The organism is Sphingobacterium sp. R2, assembly GCF_040760075.1.
In the GTDB taxonomy this organism is placed as follows: Bacteria; Bacteroidota; Bacteroidia; order Sphingobacteriales; family Sphingobacteriaceae; genus Sphingobacterium.
In genome coordinates this window covers 875,182-899,638 of the sequence record NZ_CP142884.1, presented here as the reverse complement: position 1 = coordinate 899,638, position 24,457 = coordinate 875,182, and the positions used below count along the sequence as shown (strand labels likewise).

The following is a 24,457-nucleotide window of genomic DNA, read 5'->3' as shown; positions in this document are numbered from 1 at the left end:
TGACTCGACAACACAAAAGGTGGCGCTGATTTTTACTGGTCATGATTTGTCGGAAGGTACTGGTGCAGTGTTGGCTGCCTTAAATCGTCATCATGTGAAAGGTTCATTTTTCCTGACAGGTGATTATCTCAGAAATCTGACCTTTAAACCTTATGTGCGTCGAATGTTAAGGGATGGTCACTATGTTTCGGGGCATTCGGATAAGCATCTATTGGTCAGCGACTGGGGAAGTAGAGATGTGCTATTGGTTACACGCGACTCTTTTGTGACTGATGTGAAGGCCAATCTGAATGCATTGCAAAGAGCAGGTATTGATAGCCAGAATCTGTCTTATTATATTCCTTCGTATGAATGGTATACGAGTGAAACGGTCAACTGGGCAAAAGTGTTGGGGCTATCTTCGGTTAATTATACACCCGGAATACGGACAGCGGCCGATTATACGTATCCTGAAATGGGGACTCGTTATTTGTCATCGGAAGTGATTCTCGACAACCTGTGGTCCTACGAGGCACGATTTGGGCTTAACGGGTTTATGCTATTGATTCATATGGGAACGGATGATCGACGTAAAGATAAACTGTATCATCATTTGGATGATATCATTCGCATATTAAAGGGAAAAGGGTATCAACTTGTGGATGTACCCGAATTATTGAAATAAAGAAATACAATACATACTAATAATGGTAAATACAACGGAGAAAGATTCGAATTATCAGGATTTGGACAAGATGTCTGTGCATGAATTATTGACTAATATCAATAATGAGGATAAATCTGTGCCACTTGCTGTAGAGCAGGCTATTCCTCAGATTGAAGCATTGGTCAAGGTCACTGTGGAGAAAATGAAGGCTGGTGGTCGAACTTTTTATATCGGCGCTGGTACGAGTGGTCGTTTAGGCGTTTTAGATGCATCTGAATTACCTCCAACTTACGGTGTGCCATTTGAATGGATCATCGGCTTGATCGCCGGTGGCGATACCGCAATTCGGAAAGCGGTTGAATTTGCAGAAGATGATCTGGAGCAGGCTTGGAAGGATATGGAAGCCTATGATATCGATGAGAACGATGTTGTGATCGGTATTGCGGCTTCTGGCACGACTCCTTATGTGATTGGTGGATTGAAAACTGCCAATGAAAAAGGGCTTGTGACAGGATGTATTGTCTGCAATGGCGGTTCTCCAATTGCGGAGATCGCGCAATATCCTGTTGAAGTAATTGTGGGGCCAGAATTCGTCACTGGATCTACACGAATGAAATCAGGTACAGCGCAGAAACTTGTATTAAATATGTTCAGCACCGCGGTGATGATCCAGTTGGGAAGGGTCAAAGGCAATAAGATGGTCGATATGCAATTGTCAAATCATAAGCTGGTAGGTCGTGGTGTGCGTATCATTATGGATCAAACAGGTGCGCCCGAGGATGAAGCTGCGGCTTTGCTTGAGCAGTTCGGGAATGTGAGACAGGCGATAGAATCCTATCAGGCGGCGCATTGACTATAACCAACTACTAATTACCTATTTTAAAAACAAACTATGTCACCAATAATATTATTATCTTTTATAATAATCTATTTTGCGGTTTTGCTCGCAGTTGCGCACTTTACCTCAAAGGGAGCTTCTGATAACTCTACTTTTTTTGTTGCAAACCGTAATTCTAAATGGTATATGGTCGCCTTTGGGATGATCGGTACCGCACTCTCCGGCGTAACTTTTATTTCAGTTCCCGGTGCCGTCGGTGCTTCCGAATTCAGCTATTTCCAATTCGTTCTTGGCAATGCAGTGGGGTTTGTCATTATTGCCTACGTATTGCTTCCGCTCTACTACCGAATGAATCTGACGTCTATCTATACGTATTTGGAAGAGCGTTTTGGGTACACCACTTATAAAACTGGTGCTGCTATCTTTTTGGTTTCCAGAACGATAGGTTCTGCATTTCGTCTTTATTTGGTCGCTATTGTATTACAGCACTTTATTTTTGATGCCTGGAATGTGCCTTTCGCGATTACGGTCGTTATATGTTTGGTGTTAATCTGGATGTATACCAATAAGGGCGGTTTAAAGACGATTATCGTAACAGATACCCTACAGACTACCTTCTTAGTGACTGCTGTCATTCTTTCCATTTATTTTATGGCAAAAGGACTGGATTTTGGTATTGTAGATACTTTTGAGGCAGTGAAAGAAAGTAGCTACTCCAAAATCTTTTTCTGGGATGATTTTGTGGGCAGTAAAGCAAATTTTTGGAAACAATTCTTGGGAGGAATTTTTGTGACCATTGCGATGACAGGACTCGATCAGGATTTGATGCAAAAGAACTTATCGATGGGGACCATTAAAGAGGCGCAAAAGAATATGATCACTTTTACAAGTGTTTTTGTGGTCATTAATATTTTCTTTTTGGCTGTAGGTGCTCTGTTGTATATCTATGCGGCTAAAAACGGTATTGATGTCACACAGTTGGCCACGCGTGATTATTTATACCCGGAGATCGCATTGAACCATTTGGCTATCGTTCCTGCTATCATTTTTATGATGGGTTTGACAGCGGCTACTTTTGCAACGACAGATAGTGCACTAACAGCCTTAACAACTTCTTTCTGTGTAGACTTTTTGAACTTCAATAAAAAGGAAAACCCCAATGATCCAGCTTTGATCAAACAGCGTAACTATGTGCATTTTGGCTTTTCTATTGTGATGTTATTGGTTATTCTGGTCTTTAAGCTCATCAATGATGATTCGGTCGTCAATGCAATTTTTACTGCGGCGAGCTATACCTATGGGCCGTTGTTGGGCTTATTTGTTTTTGGGATTTTTACAAAATATGCGGTGCGGGATAAGGCTGTACCTTACATCTGTGTGCTTTCGCCAACGATATTATTTCTGCTTAAGACCTATGTTATCGAGGTGTATACGCCTTATGTTATCGGATTGGATCTGATTATTATTAATGGCTTCATTACATTTTTGATGCTTTTGATCAGTACGCCGGGTAAAGCTAGCGAAAAAGCATTGTCCCACAACTAATACATTTTGGCTATAAAAAGTTTCTCCATTGGTGAGAAGATGTAAATACAAGTATTGATTTGATTTGTACGTACAGAAAAATTAAGTTAAGTTTGATATACTTAGTTTTTCTGTACGTATGTATCATAGCATAAATGAGACTACGGAATTTATCCGTAGAAAAATTGGAGATTTTACTCCAGAGTTCGGTATCATCCTAGGTACCGGATTAGGTAAGTTGGTTGATGAGATTGAAGTTGAGTATCAGTTGATGTATTCCAATATTCCTAATTTCCCTATTTCAACTGTTGAATTTCATTCCGGTAAGCTTATTTTTGGCAAGCTGAGTGGCCGTAATGTGGTCGCCATGCAAGGAAGGCTGCATTACTATGAAGGTTACGATATGCAGCAGATTACATTTCCGATCCGTATCATGAAGGTGTTGGGGATAAAAAAATTGTTTGTTTCAAATGCTGCCGGATCGCTAAATCCTGAGGTTAAAAAGGGTGACCTCGGTATTATTGAAGATCACATCAATTTATTGCCCGACAATCCACTTCGCGGACAAAATCTGGCTGAGTTTGGTCCACGATTTCCGGATATGAGTGAGCCGTATAACCAGGAGATGATCGTGCAGGCTCTTGAAATTGCGAGCCAGCATACGATTACTGCACATAAAGTTGTTTATGTTTCTTCTGCAGGTCCCAATTTGGAAACCAAAGGGGAGTATCGCTATATGCGTTTGATCGGTGGGGATGTGGTCGGTATGAGTACGGTTCCGGAAGTTATCGTTGCTAATCATATGGGGCTGCCGGTATTTGCCGTTTCAGTTGTTACGGATGAAGGCTTTCATGAACAGCTTAAACCTGTATCCCTGCAGGAAATTGTTGCTGTTGCAGAGAAAGCAGAACCTAAAATGACATTAATTTTGAAAGAATTAATAGCTTTGCAATAAATTGCATTTTTATATGTCATCTTTTCAGGTAACAGTGTCGGGTTGGTGGGCATTGAAGGCAATTTGTTCATTCCGGTGAATTTAGCTTTTTTGGTTTTTATATAATTTTAGATGAAGTTGTTTGTACGCATTCTTGCCGCATGGTGTTTTTTATTTATTTATTCCATGGATGTCATTGCGCAGAGCAAAGAGGATTGGAGCAGTGCATTGGATTCGGCGCGGGCTAAGGAGGACGGAAAGAAGGATTCTGTTATCCTATCGGCAAAGTATATCCGTTATGCAACATTGGATATGTTAAAAAAAGGCACCTATACACGACAGATTGACACTTCGCATCATAATTACCAATATTATAATCCCCAAAATTTACCCTGGAATCCCAGTGTGAACCTTGGTTCTTATGGTTTGGCTACGCGCGACTTGCTGTTTCAGCCTAAAAAGACCATCGGATTTCAGTCTGGCTTCACTGCATTGGAGCGTTATTTACTAAATCCTGATTCGGTTCAATATTTTAGGGCACGGGCAAGATACTCTGAGTTGTCAGCGGTGGGTTTCTTCTTTAATGATCAGGTTTTTAGGGCTCGAGTAGCGCAAAATATCAATTCCCAATGGAATATGAATGTGGATTTCCATTCGACTAAAACGGATGGTTATTATCTGAATCAGAATTACTCCGATTTAAAGGCTTCGATTGCCTCGTGGTACGAATCAAAAAATAATCGGTATAACCTGTTGATCAATGCGGTATTTAACCGGTTGGATGCCATGGAAAACGGTTCTATTACCGAAGATCGCCCGTTTGCGCCTGAAAACAGGCAGGCTCCAAATCGTTTTAACCCTAAATTTGGCAATTCTGACAAGAATGTGATTCCACGATCCAGATGGTGGGATAAATCATTTTTTCTGAGACAGTCGCTTTATGTGGGGCGATTGGATACCATCGATAAAGGTAAGCCAACTATGGAGATCCGCCCCACCAATAGCATGGCGCACAATACGCGTATTAGAAGGCAAACCTATAACTTCTTCAAGAATACGGATGATCAGTATGCAGTGTTGCCTTATAACAACAGAGCATTAGCGTTAAATAATGATAAGACCCTGATTACGAACGTTTCGAATGAGTTTGAATACAACTTTTTCCTGCGCGGGAAGTCGGTATTTAAGAATGAGGCAAAATTAAACCTGGCCTTTCAGCACGATATGAACTGGGTGGAGCAAAACCAGCTCGATTCCAACCGCTATTATAACAATCGCGCGGCTTATCCGCAGGCCATTAATAAATTGCCGGATAGCACCACGTTTGATCGCTTTTACCAAAATGGCATCGTAAAGGGTGAATTGGGCTATCAGTTTTCCGATCGTCTTGATTTTAGTTTGAAAGCCAATCAGATCGTATTCGGTCACAATTTTGGGGATTTTCTATATGATGCCAAAGCGGATATCGCTATGGGCGATAAAATTGGAAAGGTGACGCTTTCTGCGTATTCACAGAATAAATCCCCCGAGATGATTTTTGAGAATTTAAATTATACGTATGCAAAATGGAATGATTTGGATCTTAAAAAGACTAAAATTCAGAATCTCGGTTTTCAATATGCTAATCCGATGCTTGGTTTTCACGGTAAGGTCGAATATTTCCTGATGAATAATTATACGTATTTCGCAGAGCGACCCAATCCGCAGGACGATCCTAAAAATGACAAATGGATTGTTCCGACGCAATTGGATAAGGCCAATTTATTGAAGGTAACGATCGGACAAAAATTTAAATTCAACCATTTTACTTTTGACAACCTGGTTGTCTATCAAAAGACAGATCAACAGGCTGTATTGGCGGTTCCCGAATTATATACTTGGCATAGTTTGTATTACAGCAATCTTTTCTATAAAGTGATAGATTATAGTATCGGTTTGGATGCGAAGTTTAATACGCCTTATGCAAATCCGAATTATTCGGTTGGGACAGGGCAATTTTACAATGCATATAAGCAAATCGAGTTTTCGACTTATCCAATTATGGATTTGTGGATTACAGCAAACATACAACGGGTAAACATGTTTTTGAGCTATAATTTTTTAAATCAGAACTTCTATCCACACGGATACTACACGGTTCGCCGCTATCCGATGAATACCGCCAACTTTAGGTTTGGTATATCGTGGAAGTTCTATGACTAAAAATTATTTCGGTGTTTCTTAGCTTGTTGTGATCGTTAAGGCATAAATTCTTATAAAATAATTTTGAGAATAGAATTTTTAAGCTATATTTGCACACGCAATTAGGGAACGGCGTTCTTTAAAAAAGTATGGAGGCTTAGCTCAGCTGGTTCAGAGCATCTGCCTTACAAGCAGAGGGTCACAGGTTCGAATCCTGTAGCCTCCACCATACAACGTCGGAGAATTAGCTCAGCTGGTTCAGAGCATCTGCCTTACAAGCAGAGGGTCACTGGTTCGAATCCAGTATTCTCCACCAATCCAAAACGGAGGCTTAGCTCAGCTGGTTCAGAGCATCTGCCTTACAAGCAGAGGGTCACAGGTTCGAATCCTGTAGCCTCCACAAAGCATCATCAAATGGTGCTTTTTTTTTCGTTAGGGGGTTTAGCTCAGCTGGTTTAGAGCACTACCTCGACAAGGTAGGGGTCACTGGTTCGAACCCAGTAATCCCCACAATAAAAAAAGCGTTCATCATGAACGCTTTTTTTATGCATTGAATTGGCTGTAGATTGAAGGAGTCGGCTCTGGGATAAGAGAAAAGAGTATGGACGGCATGAACCTAACTTGGATTGATAAAATTATGCTGAGAAAAAGTACGATAATAGAATCTGTGAGCGACAGACTAAAAAATAATGCTTTTACCAAGTTATATAGCAAAACTGGAAATCTATGTTGATAATTATTACCGCTTAACCTGTCTTTGTGTTTTCAATATAATCTCTTTTAAAAATGAGGTTCGTTATTTTTTTTAAAATACTATACTTTTCTATTCGTTTGAGAATAGACTATTTATTTGTAAATTTATAAATGAATACTTTCAGGGTTAAATAATATTCAACATGTTTTGAATGTTTGAACTTATTAAATAGTGTAATTATAGCCATTATAGACTATCGTACCATCAAGATGGTAGGATATAGTACTATTTCGATGATATAGGTAATTTAGAACCGAGCGCTTCAGATTCAAGTAAAAGCTTCTATTAATTTTAGAAAATTATGTTAGGTAAACTATTATCATTTCTTTTTTTTCGTCTATTTTCTTAACGTTTAATAGTACAAACACATTATTAGCACAGGTTTCTAGTGAACGTGACTTGAAAGAAGCTGGAATAAGTCTGCATGATCTAACGCATTTTTCGACTATCTCTGACTTAGATTTTCCGAGAAAGAGCCCTCTGCCCAGCTATACCTTTTTAAATTGCGATAGATCGGAAATATGGCATTTGAAAGTGAGCAGACATAATGAATCAGAAACAAGACCTCCCAAAGAATTTACGTATAATCAATCACAAGATAAAAGTGGTAGAAAGCCTTCCAAAGAGCTACTTACACGAAAAGAATTAAAGCGGCTGGGGGAAGCTTTGGGGTTATTGTACAATTATCAAACCTAAATGTCGTTGATCCGATTATGTTCAAAGATAGCATCTATTACCCTATCACTTCACTAACATTATCTGGAGATAAGGCAATAGTAAATTTGACTATCTACGATATAAAAAATGAAAACAACAAAATCCGAAAAAGATGGATAAAAAAAGTCAGAAAATTTATGACGATCGATCGATAAGATATGCCTCAAAAAATATATCATTTTTGATCCCCATCCATATCGATTCCTTCCTATGGAGGACTTTTCTCTTCGGAATGCCAGTTTGCTGCTGATTTTATAACCTTTGCTTTGATAAGTACTCCATTTCCAAACCGAAGGTTACGTATTATCGCACGCACTGGCTCGTAGTATTTTAATTCTAACGGCCTCTTTAATTAATCAGCAACGTTTCCTTTCTTAGTGCAGCACATGGCAAATATTTTTAGTATCACACCACAAACGTAAGTTTTAAGCATGCAAGAATAGTAAAATTCCGCAGGGACGTAGGGAAACTGAATCTTTTGCATTGGTGCCTTTGTTTCCTACTATAGCTAGAAATTATAGCGTCTCAGCGGGATAACAGAGCAGACTTTATCAGAAGTCAATTTTATTGGATTGGCACTAAACAAATTTTATTGTCAGCTCTTCTTTTTACCTAGCTTAATGCCGTAACCTGTCGTCCATTCAATAAAGTCTGCTTTACCTCCGTGGGCTTTAATAGAAACGCCAGCAAAGAAATCTTTGTAGACTTTATAGCGTACACCTACTCTAAGGTATATGGGCATGCTCTCGCCATTGAATTTGTTGCGATGCAGGTAGGTCCCCACATTTCCGTTGATGTACAATCTCGAATTTAGAACATGATCTATGTAGACCGCTGGCCCGTAAGAAAATAAGGCTGAAAATTTGCCGGCTTTGTCGCCCGCCACTCTTTCATCATTCCCGCTGGCTGAATAGAATGCATCAACTCCAGCGCCGAGCCGCCATTTGTAGCCCAAATGTCTGCTATAATATGCTCCCAACATCGATTTAAAATATTGGCTATCATGCTCGCGGTCGATCTGCTTGAAACCAAAAGCATAATTGAAATGCAGTTCTTCGGTTTTCTCCATCGGGGGAATACGCGTTTTTCTATAATCAAATGGCTTGTCTGTTGGTGTATACGATACGGATAAGCTCAAAGGGACGAGATTTATCCCTGTATTGGGTAATGCCAGTGCTCCATTGCTAAAGTGGTGAAATGCCGCGCCAGCACCGACCTGAAAATGTTTGTTTAACCGATAGTTGGCCTGGATTCCGAAATCAATAAAAACGTTGTTTTTGCTGCCGATAAGGAGGTTGAAAGGGTTGTCTTCTTCGTTATAGGGGTTGAATCTGCCGGAGAGACCGAGGGCAATCCGATAATTGAAATTCCATCTCGAATTTACTTTTGGTCGAATGGGAATAGCCACAAAGCCGTATGCTGCAAAAGGCTGGCCCAGATGTTCCTGTCCAAAGGTGCTGCTATAGATACCAATACCGTAGATCGGATAGTTGTACAGTTCATTGTAAATGCTTTTTATCGAATCTTGAAACTGGGTCTGAAATCCTACTCTGAAATTTAAGCCGTTATAGTAGGAGTCGGCTAGTGTTTCTTTGGAACGTTCATTAAATTTAAGTTCGCCACCACTTTCATGTTCAAGTTGAAATATCAGTCTTTTCTTGGCTGGGATAAGGCTTTGTAAAGTGTCTGTTGAATTTTCTATTCGGGGTGTAACCTGGGCTATGGTACGAAAGGAGAGCAGGGCCAAGGTCACAAAAGCAAGCATTCTTGATTTCATGAAATAAAACGTTAGCGTTTTTTTAATTTTTTGCAAAAGTAAGCATGATATATCATTGTAACAAGAGCCATTTATACCGTTGGGGAACAAATGGGTTAAAAAATACCATTTTTAGGCAAGGTATCTTACGTGAGCAGTAAGCATTATCGGCTCGCTTAACTTTCACAGTATCAAAATGGTAAATAATCTTCTGTTATATGTTTCATCGTATTGCATATAAAAAGCAACTTATCTAAGTTTGAGCTGAAAAGAAAAAGGAAATATGATTAGAAACCTATTTAGAATAACTGCTGTTACGTTTGTGCTAACAACAGCAGGGGTTGCCTTGTTTGCCCAAAGTGCAAAATTCGATTGGAAAGAAGCATCTGAAGGGGGATACACCTATAAGTACGTAACCAATGACCCCACTCACTCTCGGTTCTATAAGTTAAAAAATGGCTTAACGGTGATATTGAGCCCCACAAAAAAGGAACCGCGTATCCAAACCTACATTGCGACAAAGGCAGGTAGTAAAACCGATCCGAAAGAGCATACGGGTTTAGCGCATTACCTGGAGCATATGCTATTCAAGGGAACGGATAAATTTGGATCTAAAGACTGGGCTAAGGAAAAACCGCTATTGGATCAGATCGATGCGCTGTATGAGAAATACAATAGCACGACCGACGAAGCTGAGCGGAAAGCGATTTATAGGGAGATCGATAAAGTATCTGGAGAAGCTGCCAAATATGCGATAGCAAATGAGTACGATAAATTGATGGCGTCCATGGGAGCAGAAGGAACGAATGCTTTCACTTCATTTGAACAGACTGGTTATCAGGAACAAATCCCTAGCAATGTATTGGATAAGTATCTCGCTGTACAAGCTGAACGGTTTAGAAATCCCGTATTGCGCTTGTTTCATACCGAACTTGAAGCTGTTTATGAAGAGAAAAATATAAGTCTGGATAAAGATAATCGTAAGGCCGTGGAATCGATGTTTTCGGCTGTTTTTCCTGATAATAATTATGGAAAACAGACCACTATTGGGACGGTAGAGCATCTTAAAAATCCGTCGTTGAAGGCCATTCGGGAGTATTTTGATACATATTATGTCCCTAATAATATGGGGGTCATTATGTCGGGTGATTTTGATCCCACTGAGGTCGTTAAAAAAGTGGATAAGAGCTTTGCTTTTATGCAGCCCAAAGAGATTCCTGCTTACACTTTTGATGCTGAAAAGCCGATTTCGACACCTGTTGTCCGTGAGGTCAAAGGTCCGGATGCAGAGTTTATGCTGATGGGATTCCGTTTTCCAGGTGCTGCAACGAAGGATGCCCGCATGCTCAATTTGATGAGTCAGATCTTAACGAACGGATCTGCGGGTCTGATTGATCTGGATTTGGTGAAGAACCAAAAATTGTTAGGTGCCGGTGCTTTTCCTTACATATTAAAAGATTATTCCTTGCTGCTACTACAGGGTAATCCAGGTCAGGGACAGCGCTTGGAAGAGGTAAAGCAGTTGCTGTTGCAAGAATTGGCGAAATTGAGAAAAGGTGATTTCTCGGATGATCTGATAACGGCAATTGTCAATAATGCAAAGAAAGATGAAATTAAACAGAACGAAAGCTATGGCGACCGTGCTGAATCATTGATGGATGCCTTTACTTCTGGTCAAGATTGGGCAGCTGTTGTGGGGTATTCGGATGAGTTGAATAAGATTACCAAGCAAGATGTGGTGGACTTTGCAAACAAATACCTGAACGACAATAATTATGTTGTCGTTTATAAACGTAAGGGAGTGGACAATAGTGTGGTTAAGGTTGTTAAACCAGAGATTACGCCTGTAACGGTCAATCGCGACGACCAGTCTGATTTCTTAAAGTGGGTTGAAGCGATGCCGGAGGATAAAATCCAGCCGGTATGGGTAAATTACGACAAAGCTATTCAAAAAGCTACTGCAAATGGACTGCCTGTGCTTGCTGTAAAGAACTCAGATAATGAGCTGTTTTCACTGTCTTATCGTTTTGACGGCGGAAAATGGAGCAATAAGTTACTGTCTTTAGCTGCGGGGTATCTTGAATTTTTGGGTACAAAGGATAAGTCAAGTGAGCAGTTCAGCAAAGATTTTTATCAATTGGCATCTGATTTCTCTGTATCCGCAGGTAATGAGGAAACCATGGTGTCGATTTCGGGCTTAAATTCAAACTTTACACCAACGCTGAACTTGATTCAAGACTTGTTGCGCAATTGTATTGCTGATGAGGAGGCTTTCAAAATGTATATTTCCCGTGTAAAAAAGGCACGAGCAAATGCCAAAGAAAGCAAGACTGCAATCATGGAAGGTTTAAAATCCTATGCTAAATACGGCGCTAAAAATCCATTTAATAATGTGTTTACAGATGCTGAATTGGACGCTTTAAAAGCGGAGGATCTGGTAAATGTATTGCATGATTTGGCGAATATGAAGCACACGATGCTTTATTTTGGTCCATTATCGGCTACGGAATTTGTAGCGAAAGCGAAGCCTTTAAAACAAAGTGCCGGAACATACACAGTGGCAAAAAAGGCAGTTGTGTTTGAAGAGTTGCCAACAACCAAGAATCAGGTGCTTTTTGCTGATTTTGATATGAAACAGGCTGAGGTGTTTTGGTATAGAAGTTCAGAAGTTTACGACAGTGCCCTGACGCCTACTGTTTCGTTGTTTAATAATTATTTTGGCGGCGGTATGGGAAGTATTGTTTTTCAGACTATCCGTGAGTCAAAAGCGTTGGCGTATTCCACCTACGCTTATTATGGCCAACCGTATAAAAAAGGTAATCGCTATACGGTAGGGGCTTACGTTGGCACACAGGCAGATAAGTTTAACGATGCGATTAAAGGCATGAATGAGTTGTTGGATGTGTTGCCTGAAAGCACTAAAGGCCTGGATATCGCAAAAGTTAGCCTAGAAAAATCAATTGCCAGTGAGCGTGTGTTGAATGCTTCTATCTTAGGGGGTTATTTGGCAGCACAACGTCTGGGGAATGCAACCGATATTCGTAAAGTTGTTTACGAAGAGGCACCGAAATTGACGTATGAAAATCTGCATGCTTTTCATAAGAAGGAAATGAGCCAAAAGCCCTATGTTTATTGTGTCGTAGCGAAAGAAGACAGTCTTAAACCAGCTGATCTCGCCAAATTAGGGGAAGTTAAAAAGCTAAATCTAAAAGAGATTTTTGGGTATTAGCTTAGCCGCTATTCGCATAGTGCCTATACATTTGAGAGAGGCCTTCAGTATCACTGAAGGCCTCTTTTTTGGTAGCCGTTATTAAAATCGGATCATTTCATCAATCTGCTCATTGATGAATTGCAGTGTATCTTCCTTGAATAATTCTCCGTCATCATTCAATTCGTTCTGAACCCCGGGGATAAAAATCTTGAGGGGAAGCACATGCATTCTTAAATAGTGGCATATCCCAGTGAGGTGATCGATCCCACGAAGGTTGCCATAGCGTCCAGAAGATAGTCCGACCAATGCAACTTTCTTGTGATAAAAGCTGATCGGAAATGTGCAGCAGTCGATAAAAAGCTTGAGTGCTCCGGGTATACTTCCGTTGTATTCTGGGGCGATGAAGATAAACAGTTCAGCTTTACTGACCTTTTCTTGGATAGGTTCGAATGCTGCGCTTCTTTTGCCATAAAGATCTGTCTCTAAAATGTTTGCTGGTAGATCTTCCAAAGAAAAAATGTCACTTTCAATTGACTTACGATCAAGTATTTGCTTGTAGCACTTTGCTATTTTTAACGTCTTGCTATTGGGGCGGTTTGTTCCGGATATTATTAAAATCATTGTGTTGTTGGTACTTATAAAAAGCGCAATTTCAAAGTGGATACATATCTCGATTTTTTGTATCTTAGCATCCTGAGGATATGTGCTTTTGCTTTGTCAAAAGTACGAAATATGCTGAACTTGTTCTGTTAATTTGAGTTGCGGATAGAGATTTTGGCAAATTGATCTTCAAAAAAGTGAAATGTGGGATAAAATGACATTTTAATTAAGAAAGATTTTCATTCAGATGGGAAAAGTAATTGCAATTGCAAATCAAAAGGGTGGGGTCGGAAAAACCACGACGTCAATTAATTTGGCGGCAAGTTTGGCGGTTTTAGAATATAAAACATTGTTAGTGGATGCAGATCCTCAAGCAAACTCTACTTCTGGGATTGGCTTTGACCCTCGTACAATCACCGCAAGTGTATATGAATGTTTGGTAAATGATTTGGATCCCCGTGAGGCTATCCAATCGACAGAAACGCCAAATTTAGACCTTTTGCCTGCTCATATCGATTTGGTTGGGGCAGAAATTGAGATGATCAATATGCATGAAAGGGAGTACAAGATGAAAAAAATCTTGGATCAGGTGAAACACGATTATGATTTTATTATCATTGACTGTTCGCCTTCTTTGGGCTTAATTACAATCAATGCACTGTCTGCTTCGGACTCTGTCATCATTCCTGTGCAATGCGAATACTTTGCTTTAGAGGGTCTTGGTAAATTATTAAACACGATTAAGATCGTTCAAAATCGTTTAAATACGAGCTTGGAGATTGAAGGCATTTTGTTAACCATGTACGATGTCCGTTTGCGGCTATCGAATCAGGTGGTCGAGGAAGTAAAAACACATTTCACGGATTTGGTTTTTGATACGATTATTCAGCGGAATACCCGTTTGAGCGAAGCTCCAAGTTTTGGAATTTCTGTCATCATGCATGATGCGTCATGTAAAGGGGCAATCAATTATTTGAATTTGGCGCGTGAGATCTTACAGAAAAACGGGCATTTTAGTGAAATGAATAAAACAGTAACCGCATAATATGGCAGCACATCAGCGTAAAACAGGACTGGGAAGAGGTTTAGGTGCGCTATTAAACGATAGTGTAGAAGTTCCTGCTAAAAGTAATCAGCAAGTGGAAGAGGCTCCTCAAGTAACAACCACTGCTGTAAAGACAACGAAAGAGAATGGCAGTATTAGCCATGTCCGTGTAGAGGAAATAGCTGTCAATCCTTTTCAACCGAGAACAGAATTTGACCCGGTTGCCTTACAGGAACTGTCGGAATCTATTCGTCTACAGGGTTTAATTCAACCCATCACCGTACGTAAAATTTCGGATGGTAATTATCAATTGATTTCTGGCGAGCGTCGTCTCCGTGCCTCTCGTTTGGCTGGCATTACCGAAATTCCAGCATATATCCGTACAGCTAATGACCAGCAGATGCTGGAAATGGCCTTGATAGAAAATATCCAGCGGGAGAATCTAAATGCGATTGAAGTCGCCTTGAGTTTTCAGCGCATGATTGAGGAGTGTAATTTAAAGCAGGAAGAGCTGGGAGAGCGTGTGAGTAAAAACCGTTCTACTGTTACAAATTATCTTCGTTTATTGAAACTTCCGCCTGTCATTCAAGCGGCAATACGTGATGGTGCATTGACCATGGGACATGCTCGCGCATTGATTAATATTCCTGAAGTTGATAAGCAGCTGTATATCTTTAAGCTGATTATAGATCAAGGTTTATCTGTTCGTAAAGCCGAGGAACTGGTTCGTGAACTACAAAAAGGTGGTAAGAAAAAGGCTGCAAAGGATAAGGCTCCGATGTCTTTTCAACTTCAGAAAATTGAAGATGACCTGGCATCTAAATTTTCTTCGCGTGTCAAATTGAATCTCAAGAGTACCAAAGGGAAAGGTGCCATCGAAATTCCTTTTGAATCAGAAGATGATTTAAGTCGCATTCTAGAATTATTAGATTGGTAATATGGCCAAATTAATAAGCTTGATCGTTGCCGTGTTTGTGCTGTCGATAGTGCATGGTCAGACGGTGGATTCCATTGCGAAGAAACAAGTAACACCTGTAAAAATAGATAGCATAAAGCAAAAAGCGGTACAAGATACTGTAAAGAAGGAATCTAGGAAAGAACGTAAAAAGCGGGAGAAAGAGGAAGCTAAGGCAAAGGAGAAGGTGGTGTTCAAAGATTCGACCCGCTTGGCGATTGAAGCAAAAAATAAGCAAGCCTGGAAACGTTCTTTGATTCTTCCTGGATGGGGGCAATATACAAATGGAGGCGTTTGGTGGATAAAGGTCCCTGCAATTTATGGGGGGCTATTGACAACGGTGCTTGTTTTTGATTTTAATAACCGCTATTATAAAGAATTGTTGGGGGTGTTGCAAGATAAGGCTCTTGGAAGGCCAATAGACCCATATTATCTCAACGTTTCCGAGCAGTCTATCATTCGTGCAAAAGATAATGCGCGGCGAGATCGCGATCTCATGGTGCTTCTTACTTTGGGTGTGTATGGCCTTAACGTTGCCGAAGCCTATATCGACTCGATGCTTAAATATCGTTGGAGCATTGGTGATGATAAGCCTAAAAAGACTGCTTTCTTAATTGGACCGACTCTAATGGATGCCAGTGTCGCGTCGGGAACTTATTCGTTTAAACCCACTGTTGGACTTAAATTGACCATGAAATTCAATTAAAATCTGATTTCTTCAACCTCATATTTCGATCTAAAATGACTGTTGATGACGGATGGTATACTTTGAATTTCAGTAATATTAGTTTTACAGGGTCTCTAAGATCAGGGATTATGGTTTTTAAATAGGGGTATTTCATTGAAATTTTTTAATTTTAAAAATAAACTATACTTTTTTCTGAATATATGAACATCATTCTCTTGGGATATGGCAAAATGGGGCAGATTATCGAAAGATACGCACTGAAAAGAGGCCATCAAATTTTTTTAGTTGTGGATGAACATAATCGTCCTAACCTGACTGCTGATGATATAAGAGGAGCTGATGTCGCGATAGACTTTAGTGTGCCTTCTGCAGCATTGGATAATATGAATCTTTGTCTGGAAGCAGGGGTGCCTATTGTGGTAGGGACAACGGGCTGGTATGATCAATTGGAAGATGTTAAGGCGAAGTGTCTGGCGTTTGGAGGTTCGATTTTGTATGGGTCTAACTTTTCTATCGGTGTGAACGTTTTTTTTCATATCAATCGCATGTTGGCAAAGGCATTACAACCCTACAAGCAATATGATGTTCAAGTCGAGGAGATTCACCATATTCACAAACTGGATGCGCCGAGCGGTACGGCAATTACCATTGCTGAAGGGATATTGGACAATAGTGATGTGAAGACCAACTGGGTGAATACTGTCGTTGGCGAGCAAGATGAAATTATTCCAAAGCCCCAAGAGCTATTGATTGAAAGTCATCGCATTGAAGAGGTTCCGGGAACACATACGGTACTTTATAGTTCGGAGGTTGACCAGATAGAATTTAAGCATACTGCACATAGCCGTGATGGCTTTGCTTTGGGTGCTGTTGTTGCCGCGGAATGGTTGAATGGTAAAAAAGGCTTTTATCAAGTTACAGAGATTTTTGATTTTAATAAATAGTACTAATTAGTAGTTTATGGGCTTAATTATATTTGCGGTTTTAACAACAATATCAGGATATGGGTTGTGGCAATTGTTTGTTAAAGCTGGCAGAAAAGGCTGGGAAGCGATCGTTCCATTTTACAGCCAGTATATTCAGGCAAAATTGATGGGGAAACCGTTATGGTGGGTAATATTATTGCTTGTTCCAATTGTCAATGTCTTTATTTTCTATAATCTTTATCTTGATTTTATTCATTGTTTTGGGAAGCGTCGTTTTTGGGAAAATGCGGCTGCAGTTTTAGTGCCTTTTATTGTGTTGCCCATGTGGGCAAAGGATAATAATGTGCGTTTTTTGAATGGTTTATATGCAAAAAAATTAAAGGCAGCTACGCAGGAAGGTATCGAACTGACCGAGGAGAAACGTGCCGAAATAGCCCTTGAATCGTATAAGGAGTATAAAATTAAATATCCATACAAAAAGTCCATGGTACGCGAATGGGCTGACGCTATTGTATTTGCCACTGTTGCAGCATCGCTTATTCGCGGTTTTCTGATCGAAGCTTATATGATTCCAACAGGATCTATGGAACGTACCTTGTTGGTTGGCGATTTCCTATTTGTCAGCAAATTAAATTATGGGCCACGTATTCCTAATACGCCGATTGCTTTTCCTTTTGCGCATCATACCATGCCCATTACAGGAGGGAAAGCATATTCTGAATTGATTGAACTCCCTTATAAACGTCTGCCTGGATTTCAGAAGATTGAGCGCAATGATGTGGTCGTCTTTAATTTTCCCGCTGGTGACACTGTCGCGCTCGAAAACCAAAATGCAAGTTATTATGATCTTGTTCGAGCGTATGGCTGGCAGACCGTGAATTCGCAGTTTACGATTCAGGCAAGGCCGATTGATAAGCGTGAGAACTATATTAAACGTTGTGTGGGATTGCCAGGGGATAAGATTTCCATGAAAGATGCCAAACTTTTTGTGAATGATCAACCGGGATTTGATCCTCCTGAAAGTCAATTGGATTATCTGGTATTAACGGATGGTACACCATTAGATATGGAAAGGCTAAAGGAGTTGAGAATTGAAGCAATAGGTGGCGATCAGCAGCCTGGTGTATATCAGTTGTTCATGACTCAAGATGAGCTGGCCATTGTGAAATCCTGGTCGAATGTCAAAGAGATAAGAAGGAGCCCAGTTGGTGAAGGTGCTTATCCGTACGATCCACAATACAAATGGAATTTTGATAATTTTGGACCGATTTTAATTCCGAAAAAAGGTTGGTCAGTTGCTTTAAATGAGCAGACTTTACCAATTTATGAAAGAGCTATCCGCGTGTATGAGAACAATAAACTTGAAACGCGCGCGGATGGAATCTATATCAATGATGTCAAAGCAGATCACTATACATTTAAAATGGATTACTTTTGGATGATGGGTGACAATCGCCATAATTCCTTGGATTCAAGAGGTTGGGGATTTGTTCCCGAGGACCATATTGTTGGAAAGGCTTTATTTACTTGGATGAGCTGGGATGATATTGGTACGGGGCTCTCGAAAATTCGCTGGAATCGAATCTTTAAGGGAATTCATTAATTTGTGCAAATCAACATGCTAGCCTTCTGATATGAAGGTAATAAAAAGAGGCTGTCTCAAATTTATTTGGGACAGTTTTTTTGTTTAAAAAGTCTATGAGATAGATTTGTGTGTTGTTTGTTGGTTATTTGAAAAAGACTCATATGGAGGGGAGAAATGAACAAAAAGCAGCTTTTTAGGCCGCTTTTTTTCTTAGATTTTGTGCTATTGCCAATAATCCCCATTCTATGGACACTTTTTCTTTACCCCGGAGCATAAATCTTCGGAACCCATGGTTCTGTTTAATGTTTGCAAAGACAGGTTCGACGTCACAACACCTCTGTTTTCGTTTAGCTACACCTACATCGCTGTTGAGCAATTGGTATGCCCTGTTCCTGTAAATCTCAAGTTGCTTATTCACCCCGATGATCCTATTTCCATGTGATTTGTGACAGGCGCCATTCAACGGGCAGTTTGTGCAGTTTTTTGCCTGATACTTTTTGATTTCCTGCCGGAAGCCTGCGGAGGTCTTTTGGCTAAATGTACCTATACAATGCATTTCCTGTCCCATTGGACAGATATAGCAATCTTGTGAAGGATTATAATGTAATTTATCTACAGAAAATGGTTTCTTATCCCCACAGCTCTTTTTCTGTCCTTTGTCAAACATACCATATTTCACATAGCCCTCAATATTTTTTGCTGCCAGTAATGCATAGTTTTCTTCACTGCCATAACCGGCATCCGCGGTAAGGGTTCCCGGTGTTTTTCCAAAGCTGTCCTCATGTTGTTGCAAATGACCGGATAATGTTCTGGTATCTGTGGGATTGGAATGTATGGTGTAATTGACGATGTATTGATTGGACGTGGATATCTGGATATTATATCCTGGTCTGAGCTGGCCATTTTTCATATGATCCTCTTTCATCCGCATAAAGGTGGCATCGGGATCTGTTTTGCTATAACTGTTTCTGTCTCCCAGAGTAGCTTCCTGCTCTTCATATTGTACGATCTTCTCCGGATAGTTTTTGGTTACATAACGCAACTTTGCCTTCATCTTTTTATTTACCGAAGGTTTGTCGGATAAGACTCTGTTCAGCTTATCGACCGTAGCCCGGACTTTTTCGCTGTCAATTGTCGTCAGATCGGGAGGATCCGGGAGGTTGTCCTCCGACTTGGCAATACTTTGGGCGTAGTCCCATATATCTTTTAAGGCAGCTTTCATCTTTTCCTTATTGGTATGGATAGCTTTCTTCCAAACGAAAGTGTATCTGTTTGCATTAGCCTCTATCTTGGTGCCATCGGTGTAGACATCTTCTATGCTTAACAACCCTTCTTCGGCCAGGAGCTTAACAACTTCTTCAAATACACTGCGAAGTGCTTCTTTTAAGCGGACACCACGAAATCTGTTGATGGTATTGTGATCGGGATAGCTCATGCCGCTCAGCCACATGAAGTTGATATTCTCCCGGCAGGCTGTTTCCAGTTTCCGACTGCTGTACACATTGCTTACATAGCCAAACACCAGAACCTTCAACAGCATTTGCGGATGATAACTGGAACAGCCTTTTATCTTGTAGGCATCCAAAAGACCCTGTATGTTGATACGGTTGATCACATCGTTAACAATACGTACCGGATGTCTTTTGGAGACCAATTCGTCCAAAGTTGGGGGAATTGCCATAATCTGATCCTGATAGTAAGGCTTAAAAGTAGGTCTTTGAGATGACATATATCTTTTTTTTGAAATATAAATATATGAAAATCAATTAATTAAATCAAATTAAATGTCATGAAATAACATAAAAAAGAGGCTGTCTTTTTGAGACAGCCTCTTTTTTCTGAAATAACTTGTGCTTACTAATTATAGGTTTCTGTCTTTGCCGAAAGTTGTACTACTTCAAACAGGTGAGGTAACGTTTGATCGTTTCCTCTAATCCTAAATACAGCGCATCAGAGATAAGTGCATGGCCTATGCTTACTTCCAACAGTTCCGGAATATGCTGATTGAAATATTGCAGATTGTTGAGGTCCAGGTCATGGCCTGCATTCAGTCCTAATCCGACTTCACGTGCCTTTAAGGCTGCCTTGAAATAGGGCTTTATAGCAGTTTCTTTATCGAAACCATACTCCGTTGCAAACCCTTCTGTATAAAGCTCAATGCGATCTGTTCCTGTTTCTGCAGCAGCCTCTACCATTTCTTCGACAGGATCAACGAAAATAGAAACACGTATCCCTGCATCTTTAAACAATTTGCACATATCTTGTAGATATGCTTTGTTCTTAATGGTATCCCAGCCATGATTGGAGGTTAATTGACCTTCGGTATCAGGCACTAATGTAACCTGTGCTGGTTTATTGGCCAATACAAGGTCAATAAATTTCTGCTCCTGGCAATTTCCTTCAATATTCAGCTCAGTCTGAATTGCTTCTTTTAAGTCAAATACATCCTGATAGCGGATATGTCTCTCATCTGGTCTTGGGTGAACAGTGATTCCCTGAGCCCCAAAACGCTCACAGGCCAATGCCGCTGAGACTAGATTAGGATTATTCCCACCTCTAGAATTTCTGAGCGTTGCGATTTTATTGATATTTACTGAAAGTCTAGTCATTTTGCTGTATGTTGTGTTGTAAAAATACAAATAATATCTATTTTTTTTTAACTTGCATGTATGGATGGAATCGACTATAGCCTATTTAGCGGCTTTCGCCTCTTGGACGTTATTGATATTATATTGGTAGCGATTATTATCTACTATATTTATAGTTTGATTAGGGGAACCATTGCTGTTAATATCCTGATTGGCGTCGCATTGTTTTATGGCGTTTATATTGTCGTCAAGCAGATGCATATGCGGTTGTTGACAGAAATATTCGGCGGTTTTATATCGGTGGGTTCGATTGCGTTAATTGTCGTATTCCAGCAAGAAATCAGGCGGTTTTTGCTGCATGTTGGGAAGAATATATCGATGAAGCGAAAAAAGGTTTTTTGGTCGTTTATCGGGAATAAGAAGGCTATACAAAAGGATCTGACGGATGATTTAAGACCTGTTATTGAAGCCTGTAGAAGTATGTCGCGTACGCGCACCGGGGCGTTGTTGGTTTTTTCAAAATATTTTGATGAGGAGTATTACCAAAGTAGTGGTGAATATATCGATGCTCATATTTCCAAGCGTTTGATTGAAAGTATTTTTCATAAAAATAGTCCCTTGCATGATGGTGCGGTCGTTATTGTCGATTTTAAGATTATGACAGCATCGTGTGTATTGCCTTTGTCGGATAGTGAGGATCTGCCCTTGCAGTTTGGATTAAGACATCGGGCGGCAATTGGTGTAACGGAAGTCTCCGACGCTATTGCTGTGATTGTCTCGGAAGAGACTGGTGAGATATCTTTTGCGAAAGATGGAAATGTCAATATGAACGTTTCGCCGGAGGAACTTGAGCAGCTACTGAAAGATGAGTTGTAAAAAATGATTATTAAATACAATGCCCCAAAAAGTTAGCTGCTTTTTGGGGCATTGCTGCGTATAGACCGCTATTTTTTTGCAGCATTGATCACTTGTGTATTCAACTTGATGTATTCAGCGTTCTTGTCAGCTGTGGCCACTTCAAGACCTTTCGTCGCAGTTTCTACCGCTCCTTTTTTATCTCCTGCTTTTAATTGAGCTTTTGCTTTCCAATAGAGCACATGTGCAGCTTTGGGTTGGGCTTTAGCAGCTTCATCAAACCAGTTTAAAGCTTTATTCAGATCCAAATTATTAGTAAAGTAATATTGAGCGGCTGCAAAATATGGTTTTTTCTCCCCTTTCATAGCCTCGTCGATTGACGCTAATATTTTATCTTGCTGGTTTACTTTGAGGGCGATTTTTACAGCAGTTTTTTCCCAAGCCAAACTTAAAACCGCATCTGTTGGCGTAACATTGTCAAAAGCGATGGTAAAAGTTTCCACTGGATTGGCTAATGTTTGTGGTTTAACATTGAAACGTAAAGCGTCTTCAGTTTGTTTATACGTGTATGCGCCCCATTGTTTTGTGTTTTTACTGATTATGATGGTCCACTCCGATTTGTTTGGGATCGTAAAAAGCGAATAGGTTCCTGCTGAAAGCTTATTGCCATTTAATGTAACATCTCCTTCAAAGGTTAATGTGGTATTGGTATTTGCTCCTGTACGCCACACCTGATTATAAGGGACAAGATCACCAAAGATCTTACGTCCATTCATACTTGGTCTGCTATAGTTTAGTGTTACATTTTCAATACCTAATCCTTGTGTAATTGTTTGTGAGCTGCTGGCTGCAGGAAGCTTAATTTGAGCGAAAGATTCTCCAGCCGTAAACATCATGGTTGCGGCAATGGCAATTGCAAAAAGATTTTTTTTCATCTGTATCATTGTTTGTTTTGTTATATACGCGTTTTCAACAGTTTCACGCCTCTATCTATCTTCTAAAAATAGGAAGAATTTCACAGAAAAAGGGCATCTATTTTTAGATGCCCTTTCGCTCGTCCGCTATTGTGTTCTACTAAGTGTTTCCTTTTCCAATTTTATGCCCTTTAGTGGCAAAAAATAAGATATACAGGTAGGCCGGAACCATCGCAAAGAGAAACGCATGTTGGAAGTCAACATGTAAAGTGTCCTTCAAATAACCATATATCAACGGCCAGATTGCTCCTCCGGCAATACCCATAATCATAATGCCTGATCCTGTTTTCGTAAAGCGTCCTAGTCCTTTTATACCCAGCGGAAAAATTGCTGGCCACATCAATGCATTAGCGACACCTAATAGGGCTACAAAGATATAAGACGTCAGTCCTGTAGAAAATGCCGAAATTGCCGTAAATGTTATCCCAACAATTGTACAGATACGTAAAGCGGTTTGCTGCGATACAAATTTTGGAATAGAGATGATACCAATGAAATAGCCAACTAACATACATACTAGCGTAAACGTAGTACCATACTTAACAAAAAATGGCGGCAGTGATAATAATCTTCCGTACGTTCCGATGATGTCACCTGCCATTACTTCGACTGCAACGCAGAAGAAAATAGCGAGAAATCCTAAAAATAAATGTGGAAACTGAAAGATACTTGTCTTTTTAGTACTGGTGACAGCAGCAGCATCTGTTGCTTCTTCTTCCTTATTGACATCAACTTCGGGCATTTTTACAGCAAATACGACAATCGCTAGAATCGCAACACCGATAGCCACTCCAATGTAGGGTCCATGAAGCCTTTCAGATAATTCTGCTAACAGTGCATCGTGTTCTGCACCTGCTTTGAGTTCTTTGATTCTACTGGAAATGCTGTCGTAATCTTTTAACAGGATGCTCCCCAAGACTACTGGAACAATCATGCCAGCTGTTTTATTGAAAATCCCTACGATGGAGATCCTTTGAGCGGCACTTTCTATGGGGCCGATTATACTTAAATAAGGGTTAATCGCTGTCTGTAACAGCGCCATACCTGAGGCTTGCACAAAGATAGCGACCAAGAAGAGTTGGTAGCTCAAATTTGATGCGGCAGGAATAATGATAAGGGCGCCTAAAATAATTAACACCAGACTGGCCACTAATCCATTTTTGAATCCTGTTTTCCCTAAAATCCATGAACTGGGTAATGCGAGAAAAAAATAGGCAATATACGACGCGAAAAGAATTAAAAATGCTTGTGTGTCGGTCTCTAAATTAAATGCTAAGCGTACAAAAGGGATCAATGCGCCATTGGCCCAAGTGATATATCCAAGAATAAAAAATAATGCACAGCAAATGAGCATAGGGACTATTGCTGTTTTACCCGAATTAGGATTAGTGGTCATTTTTTTAATTATATTTAGTTAAGTTATCGTTCACGCAGTAGAAATCTGTTGAAAAAGTTGCTTTAAGCAATCGATTGCATGCTATTTTGTTGATTTTTAAACTATCCAACGTACAAGACTACTTAAATTTATTGAATATAGGAAATAAATAAAGGCATATTTTTGCTCAGTTTTGAGAATTAATTCGCGAAAAAAGGAGGATAAATTGTAATTATCCTCCTTTAAGTTTTAATGCTTCGGATTAAAATTTGATGGTTTCGGAATTCGCGTGCTCAAAAGCCCGA

At 40.0% G+C, this 24,457-nt stretch carries 18 protein-coding genes and 4 tRNA genes; 16 read left to right on the top strand and 6 right to left on the bottom strand.

Annotation, left to right across the window (positions count from 1 at the left end):
• The first annotated feature begins 19 nt into the window (after positions 1-19).
• The 9 genes from VXM68_RS03715 to VXM68_RS03675 all read left to right on the top strand — a co-directional run bounded on the left by VXM68_RS03715 (position 20) and on the right by VXM68_RS03675 (position 6,633).
• On the top strand, positions 20-664 hold the full coding sequence (locus VXM68_RS03715; protein ID WP_367210484.1) for a polysaccharide deacetylase family protein: 645 nt from the start codon (positions 20-22) through the stop codon (positions 662-664).
• Positions 665-686: 22 nt separating this feature from the next.
• On the top strand, positions 687-1,499 hold the full coding sequence (gene murQ, locus VXM68_RS03710) for an N-acetylmuramic acid 6-phosphate etherase (RefSeq protein ID WP_312330025.1): 813 nt from the start codon (positions 687-689) through the stop codon (positions 1,497-1,499).
• Between the two features lie 39 nt (positions 1,500-1,538).
• Positions 1,539-3,029, top strand: coding sequence for a sodium:solute symporter (locus VXM68_RS03705; RefSeq protein ID WP_367210483.1), 1,491 nt, complete (start codon positions 1,539-1,541; stop codon positions 3,027-3,029).
• A 118-nt stretch (positions 3,030-3,147) separates the two neighbouring features.
• Positions 3,148-3,963, top strand: coding sequence for a purine-nucleoside phosphorylase (locus tag VXM68_RS03700; protein WP_367210482.1), 816 nt, complete (start codon positions 3,148-3,150; stop codon positions 3,961-3,963).
• Positions 3,964-4,074: 111 nt separating this feature from the next.
• Positions 4,075-6,144, top strand: coding sequence for a putative porin (locus tag VXM68_RS03695; RefSeq protein ID WP_367210481.1), 2,070 nt, complete (start codon positions 4,075-4,077; stop codon positions 6,142-6,144).
• A 130-nt stretch (positions 6,145-6,274) separates the two neighbouring features.
• Positions 6,275-6,352, top strand: a tRNA-Val gene (locus VXM68_RS03690).
• Positions 6,353-6,361: 9 nt separating this feature from the next.
• Positions 6,362-6,439 (top strand) — tRNA-Val (locus tag VXM68_RS03685).
• A gap of 9 nt (positions 6,440-6,448) precedes the next feature.
• Positions 6,449-6,523: transfer RNA gene (locus tag VXM68_RS03680), tRNA-Val, on the top strand.
• Between the two features lie 35 nt (positions 6,524-6,558).
• Positions 6,559-6,633, top strand: a tRNA-Val gene (locus VXM68_RS03675).
• Positions 6,634-8,189: 1,556 nt separating this feature from the next.
• On the opposite strand, the gene VXM68_RS03670 is transcribed toward VXM68_RS03675, so the two are convergent.
• Complete coding sequence (locus VXM68_RS03670; RefSeq protein WP_367210480.1) at positions 8,190-9,371, bottom strand: acyloxyacyl hydrolase; 1,182 nt, start codon at positions 9,369-9,371, stop codon at positions 8,190-8,192.
• 262 nt (positions 9,372-9,633) lie between these two features.
• Between VXM68_RS03670 and VXM68_RS03665 the strand changes: the two genes are divergently transcribed.
• Complete coding sequence (locus VXM68_RS03665; protein ID WP_367210479.1) at positions 9,634-12,579, top strand: insulinase family protein; 2,946 nt, start codon at positions 9,634-9,636, stop codon at positions 12,577-12,579.
• A gap of 81 nt (positions 12,580-12,660) precedes the next feature.
• Here VXM68_RS03665 and VXM68_RS03660 read toward each other — a convergent pair whose 3' ends face one another.
• Entirely contained in the window at positions 12,661-13,182 is a 522-nt protein-coding gene (locus VXM68_RS03660; protein WP_293957157.1) for an NADPH-dependent FMN reductase, read from the bottom strand.
• 226 nt (positions 13,183-13,408) lie between these two features.
• On the opposite strand from VXM68_RS03660, the gene VXM68_RS03655 reads away from it, so the two are divergent.
• The 5 genes from VXM68_RS03655 to lepB all read left to right on the top strand — a co-directional run bounded on the left by VXM68_RS03655 (position 13,409) and on the right by lepB (position 18,378).
• The gene (locus tag VXM68_RS03655; RefSeq protein ID WP_367210478.1) at positions 13,409-14,206 is read left to right on the top strand and encodes a ParA family protein; all 798 of its coding nucleotides are present in this window, start codon (positions 13,409-13,411) and stop codon (positions 14,204-14,206) included.
• Between the two features lies 1 nt (position 14,207).
• Positions 14,208-15,143, top strand: a complete 936-nt coding sequence (locus VXM68_RS03650) for a ParB/RepB/Spo0J family partition protein (protein WP_294185245.1) — start codon at positions 14,208-14,210, stop codon at positions 15,141-15,143.
• Position 15,144: 1 nt separating this feature from the next.
• Complete coding sequence (locus VXM68_RS03645; RefSeq protein ID WP_367210477.1) at positions 15,145-15,867, top strand: DUF5683 domain-containing protein; 723 nt, start codon at positions 15,145-15,147, stop codon at positions 15,865-15,867.
• 182 nt (positions 15,868-16,049) lie between these two features.
• Positions 16,050-16,793, top strand: a complete 744-nt coding sequence (gene dapB / locus VXM68_RS03640) for a 4-hydroxy-tetrahydrodipicolinate reductase (protein ID WP_312330035.1) — start codon at positions 16,050-16,052, stop codon at positions 16,791-16,793.
• A 16-nt stretch (positions 16,794-16,809) separates the two neighbouring features.
• Entirely contained in the window at positions 16,810-18,378 is a 1,569-nt protein-coding gene (lepB, locus tag VXM68_RS03635; RefSeq protein WP_367210476.1) for a signal peptidase I, read from the top strand.
• A gap of 175 nt (positions 18,379-18,553) precedes the next feature.
• Here the strand turns inward: lepB and VXM68_RS03630 are convergent, their stop codons facing one another.
• Both VXM68_RS03630 and VXM68_RS03625 read right to left on the bottom strand, forming a co-directional pair.
• Positions 18,554-20,089: an IS1182 family transposase gene (locus VXM68_RS03630; RefSeq protein WP_367210475.1), complete on the bottom strand. Its 1,536-nt coding sequence runs from the start codon at positions 20,087-20,089 to the stop codon at positions 18,554-18,556.
• 163 nt (positions 20,090-20,252) lie between these two features.
• Complete coding sequence (locus VXM68_RS03625; protein ID WP_294348332.1) at positions 20,253-20,969, bottom strand: pyridoxine 5'-phosphate synthase; 717 nt, start codon at positions 20,967-20,969, stop codon at positions 20,253-20,255.
• Positions 20,970-21,029: 60 nt separating this feature from the next.
• Here VXM68_RS03625 and cdaA point away from each other — a divergent pair, with 60 nt between their 5' ends.
• Positions 21,030-21,824: a diadenylate cyclase CdaA gene (cdaA, locus tag VXM68_RS03620; protein WP_209578522.1), complete on the top strand. Its 795-nt coding sequence runs from the start codon at positions 21,030-21,032 to the stop codon at positions 21,822-21,824.
• Positions 21,825-21,892: 68 nt separating this feature from the next.
• Here the strand turns inward: cdaA and VXM68_RS03615 are convergent, their stop codons facing one another.
• Together VXM68_RS03615 and VXM68_RS03610 are read right to left on the bottom strand one after the other, a co-directional pair.
• Positions 21,893-22,738 (bottom strand): DUF2911 domain-containing protein, encoded by an 846-nt coding sequence (locus VXM68_RS03615; protein WP_209578523.1) that lies wholly within the window; start codon positions 22,736-22,738, stop codon positions 21,893-21,895.
• Positions 22,739-22,877: 139 nt separating this feature from the next.
• On the bottom strand, positions 22,878-24,173 hold the full coding sequence (locus VXM68_RS03610; protein WP_367210474.1) for a sugar MFS transporter: 1,296 nt from the start codon (positions 24,171-24,173) through the stop codon (positions 22,878-22,880).
• Between the last annotated feature and the right edge of the window lie 284 nt (positions 24,174-24,457).

Bases quoted from the DNA above. Each gene is read 5' to 3' on its own strand.
- murQ (WP_312330025.1), top strand. From the start codon at position 687: ATGGTAAATACAACGGAGAAAGATTCGAATTATCAGGATTTGGACAAG.
- VXM68_RS03705 (WP_367210483.1), top strand. From the start codon at position 1,539: ATGTCACCAATAATATTATTATCTTTTATAATAATCTATTTTGCGGTT.
- VXM68_RS03700 (WP_367210482.1), top strand. From the start codon at position 3,148: ATGTATCATAGCATAAATGAGACTACGGAATTTATCCGTAGAAAAATT.
- VXM68_RS03695 (WP_367210481.1), top strand. From the start codon at position 4,075: ATGAAGTTGTTTGTACGCATTCTTGCCGCATGGTGTTTTTTATTTATT.
- VXM68_RS03670 (WP_367210480.1), bottom strand. From the start codon at position 9,371: ATGAAATCAAGAATGCTTGCTTTTGTGACCTTGGCCCTGCTCTCCTTT.
- VXM68_RS03665 (WP_367210479.1), top strand. From the start codon at position 9,634: ATGATTAGAAACCTATTTAGAATAACTGCTGTTACGTTTGTGCTAACA.
- VXM68_RS03660 (WP_293957157.1), bottom strand. From the start codon at position 13,182: ATGATTTTAATAATATCCGGAACAAACCGCCCCAATAGCAAGACGTTA.
- VXM68_RS03655 (WP_367210478.1), top strand. From the start codon at position 13,409: ATGGGAAAAGTAATTGCAATTGCAAATCAAAAGGGTGGGGTCGGAAAA.
- VXM68_RS03650 (WP_294185245.1), top strand. From the start codon at position 14,208: ATGGCAGCACATCAGCGTAAAACAGGACTGGGAAGAGGTTTAGGTGCG.
- VXM68_RS03645 (WP_367210477.1), top strand. From the start codon at position 15,145: ATGGCCAAATTAATAAGCTTGATCGTTGCCGTGTTTGTGCTGTCGATA.
- dapB (WP_312330035.1), top strand. From the start codon at position 16,050: ATGAACATCATTCTCTTGGGATATGGCAAAATGGGGCAGATTATCGAA.
- lepB (WP_367210476.1), top strand. From the start codon at position 16,810: ATGGGCTTAATTATATTTGCGGTTTTAACAACAATATCAGGATATGGG.
- VXM68_RS03630 (WP_367210475.1), bottom strand. From the start codon at position 20,089: ATGTCATCTCAAAGACCTACTTTTAAGCCTTACTATCAGGATCAGATT.
- VXM68_RS03625 (WP_294348332.1), bottom strand. From the start codon at position 20,969: ATGACTAGACTTTCAGTAAATATCAATAAAATCGCAACGCTCAGAAAT.
- cdaA (WP_209578522.1), top strand. From the start codon at position 21,030: ATGGATGGAATCGACTATAGCCTATTTAGCGGCTTTCGCCTCTTGGAC.
- VXM68_RS03615 (WP_209578523.1), bottom strand. From the start codon at position 22,738: ATGAAAAAAAATCTTTTTGCAATTGCCATTGCCGCAACCATGATGTTT.
- VXM68_RS03610 (WP_367210474.1), bottom strand. From the start codon at position 24,173: ATGACCACTAATCCTAATTCGGGTAAAACAGCAATAGTCCCTATGCTC.